Annotated in this window: 2 protein-coding genes; one reads left to right on the top strand and one right to left on the bottom strand. The window is 65.2% G+C overall.

The window, feature by feature from the left end:
• The coding region (locus EOA60_RS28320) for a glucose/quinate/shikimate family membrane-bound PQQ-dependent dehydrogenase (RefSeq protein WP_164899600.1) at positions 1 to 2,112 on the bottom strand (2,112 nt) is incomplete at its 3' end.
• Positions 2,113 to 2,294: 182 nt separating this feature from the next.
• Here EOA60_RS28320 and EOA60_RS28325 point away from each other — a divergent pair.
• On the top strand, positions 2,295 to 2,549 hold a 255-nt coding region (locus tag EOA60_RS28325), incomplete at its 3' end, for a UvrD-helicase domain-containing protein (protein ID WP_164899601.1).

The raw sequence follows: 2,549 nt of genomic DNA on the forward strand, positions 1-2,549 counted from the left end.
GGGGGCCCCGAGGAGGGCGAGGCCGCGGGCCGTGATCAGCGGCCCGCCGATGCCTGGAACGCCGACCTTGAGCGGCAGGGGCAGCGGCGTCATGTCGTAGACGGTGCCGTTGCGATGCTTGTAGGCGATCTGGCCGGTTCTCAGGTCGACGCCGGCGACATAGCCCCAGGGCGGCGCCTGGCAGGGAATGCCGAGTGGCGACAGGAATGGCCCCATCACCACCGCGTAAGGCGCGCCCTCATTGCGGTTGAGCCCCTGCTCGCTGCCCTTGGTGTCGCCGGGCGGCGGCACGTCCGCGCGCGGAATGAGTTTCGACGTGAAAGCGAGATAAGTCGGCATGCCGAACATCACCTGTCGCACCGGGTCGACCGCGACGCCGCCCCAGTTGAACACACCGAAATTGCCGGGATAGACCAGCGTGCCCTGCAGCGAGGGCGGCGTGTAGCGTCCATCGTAACGCAGTCTCTTCAGTTCGATCCGACACGCCAGCTGATCGAACATGGTGATTCCCCACATGTCGGCGCCGGTCAGCGGCTTCGGGTTGAACGACAGGTCGGAGGACGGCTGCGTCGGCGAGGTATGGTCGCCTTCGATCGCTCCGCCCGGTGCCGGCACTTCCTTCACCGGAATGATCGGTTCGCCAGTGCGCCGATCGAGCACATAAAGATCGCCCTGCTTGGTCGGCCCTACCAGTGCCGGCACCACGCCGCTCCCCGTCGTGATGTCGACCAGCGTCGGCTGCGCCGGCACGTCCATGTCCCACAGGTCGTGATGCACCGTCTGGCGCACCCAGCGCAACTGTCCGGTGTTGAGGTCGAGCGCAGTGATCGAGGAGGAGAATTTTTCGACATCGGCGCTGCGGCCCATGCCGAGCTGGTCGGGCGTCTGGTTGCCGAGCGGCAGGTAGAGCAGGCCAAGCTTCTCGTCGGCGCTCGCCGTTGACCACATGTTGGGCGAGTTGTTGGTGTAGTTCTGCCCCGCCGGCAGCGGCGTCGTCTGATCCGGTTTGCCGGAATCCCAATTCCACAACAGCGCGCCGGTGCCCGCGTCATAGGCGCGGATGACGCCCGACGGCTCCTCGGTCGAATAATTGTCGTTGACCGCGCCCCCAACGATGATCTTGCCGGCGAGGATGAGCGGCGCCGAGGTCGAATAGTAATAGCCCGACTTCGGAAAGGGCATGTTGGCCATCAGGTTCAGCGTGCCGCCTTCGGCGAAGGACGGACAAACTTGCCCGTTCGCGGCATCGAGAGCGATCAGCCGGGCGTCCGAAGTCGGCAGGTAGATGCGTGCCGCGCAGGGCTGGCCCGCCGCGATCTTCGCATCGGCGTAATAGGAAACTCCGCGGCAGGTCTGGTGCTGGCGGTTGGGATCGAGCTTGATCTTCGGGTCGTAGCGCCATTTCTCCTTGCCGGTCGCGGCATCGATGGCGATGGCGAAATTGTGGGGCGTGCAGATGTAGAGCGCATCACCGACCTTGAGTGGCGTTACCTGATAGGTCGTCTCGCCGATGTCGTCCGGACCCTTCATGTCGCCGGTGCGGTAGGTCCAGGCCGGCTGCAGCTTGGCGACATTATCCGGCGTGATCTGAGCGAGCGGCGAGTAACGCTGGCCGAACGGCGTGCGGCCGTAGAAATGCCATTCGCCCGCCGGCATGTCGCCGCCGAGATTGGCCGTCGGCGTCACCTTATCGGTGTTGAGCGTGCCGCCGATGTCCTTCGGATCGGCGGTCATCGAATAGCCAGCCACTGCAAGCGATGCGAGCACCGCCAGGATGAGCGGAGCGCGTCCGTCCGGACCGGTGAATCCCCGCCTGGCCCATGGCGTCAGCAGCCAGAGCGCGATGAGAACGATGATGCCGCCGCGCGGGCCGAGCTGCCACCAATCAAAGCCGGTTTCCCACACCGCCCAGCACAGCGAGGCGAGCACGATCGCGGCATAGAGCCAGAGCCCTGTCGATCTGCGGCGGAAAACGAGCCAGGCGGTGATCAGGAAGGCCAGTCCGGCAATCAGGTAGTACCAGCTGCCACCCAACGTCACCAGCCAGATGCCGCCGCCGCCGAGGACCAGGCCGATAAGCAAAAGGACGAGGGAGGTGATGGTGACAGCCAAGACGATACTCCTTCGACTGTTGCGCGCTTGCGGCGCCTCTGAGGCAACGGCTTGCCGTCCCTGCCCTGTTGGCAGCTTTCTCTCGCAAGTTGCGCCTGTCAAGGCGGCCCCGAACAGGAACAACTAGAACAAAACGGAGACACTTCTGGCCTTTCGCTGCCGAATCACTACATTCGGGGGCGATGTCCGGCTTTTCGGAAGACATGCCCTTTTTTGACGAACCGAATGCGCGGCCCGCCGCCCCATCCGGCCTTGCCGCGCGCGCCGTGGCCGCACGCAACGCGCAGAACCGTGCGCCCGATTATCTGAACGGCCTCAATCCCGAACAGCGGCTCGCTGTTGAAACGACCGAAGGCCCGGTTCTGGTGCTGGCCGGCGCCGGCACCGGCAAGACGCGGGTGCTCACCACGCGAATCGCCCACATCCTTGCCACCGGC

It is taken from the genome of Mesorhizobium sp. M1A.F.Ca.IN.020.06.1.1 (assembly GCF_004023265.1).
In the GTDB taxonomy this organism is placed as follows: Bacteria; Pseudomonadota; Alphaproteobacteria; order Rhizobiales; family Rhizobiaceae; genus Mesorhizobium.